This is a genomic window from Frankia tisae (assembly GCF_025403405.1).
Classification (GTDB): domain Bacteria; phylum Actinomycetota; class Actinomycetes; order Frankiales; family Frankiaceae; genus Frankia; species Frankia tisai.
The window spans coordinates 1-4,645 of the sequence record NZ_JANEZT010000452.1 but is presented as its reverse complement, the minus strand read 5'-3'; the positions used below and the strand labels follow the sequence as shown (position 1 = coordinate 4,645).

Genomic DNA, 4,645 nt, shown 5'->3' with positions numbered 1-4,645 from the left:
GGCCGGGGTGGCGGCCTCGGCCCGCCAGGTCGGCAGCAGGCTGACGACAAGGATCGCGGCCAAGGCCAGAACGATCGCGACGACACGCGGACGGGACATTCTGCGGGCGAGGTAGGACACCATTTCCCCGAATCTTTCGTGGGTGCGGAAGTTCGCCGGAGGATCAGCCGCGACCCGCGGCTGATCGGCGACTGTACGGATGGCCAGATCGTAGCGACGAATCCGCAGATCGGGAGAGAAATCCGCAGAGTTTCCGCGAATGCGGATCGTCTTCGCGACTTCTCCGCGCTTTCGCCTGCGGCGGTCCGGCCCTGGTCGACCGCGCGCGGCGCGGCGGCCACCACCGGTAGAGACGAAGGGTCAACCAGCGGTCAACCACGACCGTTCAGATCCTCCGACCCCCGCTGGCCGCGCGACAATCAAAACTGTCTGCATACAGAGTAGATCTCCCGGATACAACCCGACCCTCGACCTCTTCTCGCACCCAACCGATCACGCAAAGATACGAAAGTCGGTCTGTGCCAATCCCGGCCACCTGACGGTCAGCAGATACAGGAGGCTGTGAGCGGTTCGCCTGCCCGCAACCGTCATCAACCTCCAGCAGTTGCCGACGCAACCGCCTTGCCCCCCGGACCTCGCGCCTCGGAGTTGAATCAGGAAACTCGCGGCTAGTTGCGGGGCGGGGGCTCGTTCGACAGCGCGGCGTGCAGCGTCGTCAGGAGCTGGCCGAGGCCGACCGCGCAGACCGCGAACGTCGCCCCCGCTGCCACGGTCCCGGCGAAGCCGGCCAGGCCGGGGACGATGCCGGCACCCGCCAGCCCGAAGGCGGCGACGATGAGCCGGGTCGGCCGCTCGCCGACTGTCACCACGCCGATCTGCCCGAACCCGGCGTTACCGCCCCGCGCCCGGGTGTACTCCAGCAGCCCCAGCGCGCACCCCGCGGCGACGAGCAGACCGCCCGGCGCGCCGGCGTACCACAGGGCGACCAGGTACAGCAGGTCGCCACAACGGTCGGCGACCGAGTCCAGCAGGTAACCCCAGGCGCTCGCCCGGTCGGTCAGTACGGCCACGGCCCCGTCGAGGCTGTCGGCCACACCCCCGAGAAGCATCATCAGCACCGCCAGCAGCGGCCAGTGGCCCCCGGCAGCGGCGGCCGGCAGCGCGAGCGCCGTGACGGCGACGCCCGCCGCCGTCACCGCCGACGGCGGTACCCGGTGGGCCGCCAGCGGGCTCGCGACCCGGTGGACGAGCGTCAACCAGGCGCGCACCAACCACAGCCCGCCCAGCGGGTCGTAGCCGCCGTGCAGGGCCGACCAGCGCGCGAGGTAGGTGTCGCGATCGGGTACCGGGGTGCGCACACCGTCCATCGTGCCCGGGCATAGAGTCGCGTGGTCCTCCACCGCGTGCCGCGGTCACCGCGCCCGGCCGGTGGGAGCGGATGGGCGAGGATCAGGTCGGCCCCGCCGCGGCGGGGCCGACCCCAGACGAGCGGGAGTGACGTGACCGAACAGGCAAGCGGAGTGGTGGAGAGCCTCGAGGACCTCGATCCGCAGGAGGTCTTCGCGCCGCACCGCCACCAGGTGATTCTGGCGGTGCGTATCACCCCGGTCTTCAACACCCTCGACCTCGGCCTCGTGGCCGCGGTGATCGACACGGCCAACGAGGCCGGGTTCGAGCTGGTGCGCGAGCAGACCTTCCGCGAGGAATGGCTGCTGTGCGTGTTCGACGCCTTCGACGATCTCGACTAGAGCGGTCCGGCGTCGCCCGGCGGCAGCTGCGGGAACGCGGGCGGTCCCGACGTCCGTCCTACCGGATCGCCTCGAAGATCTCCCGCGTGACGCTGGATCGGTTGAGGGTGATGAAGTGCAGGCCTGGCGCCCCGCCGTCGAGCAGGCGGCGGGACAGCTCCGTCGCCACCTCGAGGCCGACCGCGCGCACCGCCGCCGGGTCGTCCGCGACCGCCTGCAGCCGGGCGGCCAGCGCGGGTGGGAAGTCGGCGCCGGACAGCTGCGCCATCCGGACGATCTGCGCCACGTTCGTCACCGGCATGATCCCGGGAATGATCGGCTTGTCGCAGCCCAGCGCGCGGACCCGGTCGACCAGCCGGAAGTAGTCGTCGGCACCGAAGAAGAACTGGGTGATGGCGTAGTCGGCCCCGGCGTCGAACTTGCGCACCAGGTACCGGGCGTCGGTGTCGAAGTCGGGCGAGCGGGGGTGCTTGTCCGGGAAGGCCGCCACCCCGACGCAGAAGTCCCCCACCGACTTCACCAGCCGCACGAGCTCGTCGGCGTGGCCCAACCCCTGCGGGTGGGCCGTCCAGGTGCCCTGCGGGTCCCCGGGCGGGTCGCCGCGCAGCGCCACCACGTTGCGCACCCCCGCGCCCGCGTAGTTGCCGATCACCTGCCGCAGCTCGGCCACCGAGTGGTTGACCGCGGTGAGGTGGGCGATCGGGGTGAGGGTGGTTTCGGTGGCGATCCGCTCGGTCACCCGGATCGTGCCCTCGCGGGTCGAGCCGCCCGCGCCGTAGGTCACCGACACGAAGGAGGGGCGCAATGCCTCGATCCGGCGCAGGGCGGTCCACAGGTGGCGCTCGCCCTCGGGCGTGCGGGGCGGGAAGAACTCGAAGGAGAACGAGGGGCGCCCGGAGGCGAGGAACTCACCCATCGTCGCCGGTTTCGCGCTCAGACCTCGGACCGCCGTCATGCAGCGAGCCTAGACCGGCGCGGACCACGCCAGGGGACATACCCCCGCGGTGGAAACACCCGTGACCACTCCGCGACGGCAACGGGCGGATCAGATGGGCAGCGGCCCCAGCGGGGCGGTGTGGCCGATGCGCACCCGGCCGGCGACGGTGCGGGCCACCACCCGCCGGGTGGCGCCCGGCGTCGGCGTCAACGCCACGTCGGCCGTGCTCGGGTCGCCCGTCTCGACCTCGACCGCATACGCGGCGTCGGGGAGCATGACCGTCAGAAGTCCCGACTCGGTCTGCGCATGGACGGCGTCCGGCAGCTGACTGAAGTGCAGGTTGACGTCCCCGCCGAGGCTGCGGGCGGCGACCGGGCCGGCGCCGAGCTCGCGGCCGGCGATCGTGCCGTCGCGGGTGATCAGCGACAGCTCCCCACGCACACCCCACAGGGTGATCTCGCCGGTGAGCACCTCGGCCCGCACCCGGGTGCCGGGTGGCACGGCCAGCCTGACCCGCACGTCGCTGCGCCGCCCGTCGATGCACAGCACGCCGCCGGCGGTGGTGGTCACCGCGGGGGTCGACCGGCCGGGCCGGCGCCGCACCGTGAGATCGACGCGCACGTCGGAGCGGTCCTGTTCGGCGACCTCGACCCGGCCCGCGGCCACCATGACCTCGACGGCGTCGATACCGTCGACGGTGTGAACCAGCTCGGCGGGTGGCATCCGCAACAGAGAAAGGCCGCCCACCGCGGCGGTCAGCAGCACGACGGCGATCACCATGATGGCGGTGTCGAACACGGGCACACCGCACGGTACCCCGGTCGCCGATGACCGATGTCCGCCCGCGGGTCTCCGCCGTGCTGCGCCGGTTCGCCGACGCCCGCGGGGCGACGCTGCGCGACATCGATGCCGATCTCGCGCCGTTCCTCCGGGTCGCCGAGGACGTGCTGCTCGGCGGGGGCAAGCGGGTGCGGCCCACGTTCTGCTACTGGGGCTGGCGGGGCGCCGGCGGGCCGGACTGCGACGAGATCGTGACGGCCGCCGCATCCCTGGAGGTGCTACACGCCTGTGCGCTGGTGCACGACGACGTGATGGACGGCTCGGAGCTGCGTCGCGGCGAGCCGAGCGCGCACCGTCGCCTGGCCCGCATGCACCGCGAGGCCCGCCTCGGCGGCGATTCGGACACCTTCGGCCGCTCGGCGGCGATCCTGCTCGGCGACCTGTTCCTGACCTGGGCGGACGATCTGCTGATGGCCAGCGGGCTGACTCCCGGGGCGCTGGCGCGGGCCTGGCCGACGTACGCGCGGATGCGCGGCGAGCTCGTGGCCGGTCAATACCTCGACCTCGCCAGCCAGGTGGGGCCCTGCGGACGGACCGGCGGCCTCGACCCGGCGCGGGTCGCGCGGATCGCCCGGTACAAGACCGCGGGCTACACGGTGATCCGACCGTTGCAGCTCGGCGCCCTGCTCGCCGGGACCCGCCCGGGCCTGCTGGAGACGTACGCGGCGTTCGGCCGACCGCTCGGGGAGGCGTTCCAGCTGCGCGACGACATCCTCGGGGTGTTCGGCGACCCGGCGGTGACCGGCAAGCCGGCAGGGGACGACCTGCGCGACGGGCGGCCCAACGGGCTGCTGGCGCTGGCCTTACGCGAGGCGCGGCCGACGGCGGCGGCCCGGCTGCGCGACCTCGTCGGTTCGCCGCACCGGCCCGCAGCGGTCGAGGAGGCGCGCGCGCTGATCGCGGCCAGCGGCGCGCCGGCCGCGGCCGAGCACCTGATCTCCGCGCACACCGCGCAGGCCCTGGCCGTGCTGGAACGCTCCGATCTCGACGACGCCACCCGTGACGCGCTGGTGGAACTCGCGACCGCGGCGACGGCACGGGCACAGTGAACGCGTACGACCGGACAGATCAACCAGAGCGGGGAGAGGGGGCGGGCGCCGGATGCGCACGGTGGAGGGCC

General features: G+C 73.0%; 5 protein-coding genes. 2 read left to right on the top strand and 3 right to left on the bottom strand.

Annotated elements, in window-relative coordinates; genetic code table 11:
• Nucleotides 1-668 precede the first annotated feature (668 nt).
• Nucleotides 669-1,367, bottom strand: a complete 699-nt coding sequence (locus NBZ85_RS27855) for a CDP-alcohol phosphatidyltransferase family protein (RefSeq protein WP_261556314.1) — start codon at nucleotides 1,365-1,367, stop codon at nucleotides 669-671.
• A 132-nt stretch (nucleotides 1,368-1,499) separates the two neighbouring features.
• Here NBZ85_RS27855 and NBZ85_RS27850 point away from each other — a divergent pair, with 132 nt between their 5' ends.
• On the top strand, nucleotides 1,500-1,748 hold the full coding sequence (locus tag NBZ85_RS27850; RefSeq protein ID WP_163553248.1) for a hypothetical protein: 249 nt from the start codon (nucleotides 1,500-1,502) through the stop codon (nucleotides 1,746-1,748).
• 58 nt (nucleotides 1,749-1,806) lie between these two features.
• Here NBZ85_RS27850 and metF read toward each other — a convergent pair whose 3' ends face one another.
• On the bottom strand, nucleotides 1,807-2,703 hold the full coding sequence (metF, locus tag NBZ85_RS27845; protein ID WP_261556313.1) for a methylenetetrahydrofolate reductase [NAD(P)H]: 897 nt from the start codon (nucleotides 2,701-2,703) through the stop codon (nucleotides 1,807-1,809).
• A gap of 90 nt (nucleotides 2,704-2,793) precedes the next feature.
• Nucleotides 2,794-3,465, bottom strand: a complete 672-nt coding sequence (locus NBZ85_RS27840; RefSeq protein WP_264762379.1) for a DUF4097 family beta strand repeat-containing protein — start codon at nucleotides 3,463-3,465, stop codon at nucleotides 2,794-2,796.
• A 47-nt stretch (nucleotides 3,466-3,512) separates the two neighbouring features.
• Here NBZ85_RS27840 and NBZ85_RS27835 point away from each other — a divergent pair, with 47 nt between their 5' ends.
• The gene (locus tag NBZ85_RS27835) at nucleotides 3,513-4,574 is read left to right on the top strand and encodes a polyprenyl synthetase family protein (protein ID WP_261556311.1); all 1,062 of its coding nucleotides are present in this window, start codon (nucleotides 3,513-3,515) and stop codon (nucleotides 4,572-4,574) included.
• Nucleotides 4,575-4,645: the final 71 nt, after the last annotated feature.